The following is a 253-nucleotide window of genomic DNA, read 5'->3' as shown; positions in this document are numbered from 1 at the left end:
ACCGCCTCCGATTTGAAGAACTTCCGCGCCGCCCAGGAGGCGTATGCGATCGAGATGTCGGCGGCGACGGGCTTCCCGATCTCGTATTTCGGGCTCTCGACAGCGAATCCTCCGGCTGAGGGCGCGATCGTGGGCGAAGAGAAACGGCTTGTGCGTACCTGTGAGGCGGAGAACTCCGAGGTGGGTATGACTGTCGGATGGGCCGCTGCGCTCGCCTATCAGATCGCGACTAAGATGCAACTCCCCGGCACCA

1 protein-coding gene is annotated in these 253 nt (G+C 62.8%); it reads left to right on the top strand.

The features are described 5' to 3' along the window. The coding region (locus RMT89_RS44330) for a hypothetical protein (RefSeq protein WP_315889418.1) at positions 1 to 253 on the top strand (253 nt) is incomplete at both ends.

Origin of the sequence: Streptomyces sp. P17 (assembly GCF_032436805.1) — a bacterium.
Lineage (GTDB): Bacteria > Actinomycetota > Actinomycetes > Streptomycetales > Streptomycetaceae > Streptomyces.
This window is presented reverse-complemented; position numbering and strand designations above follow the sequence as displayed.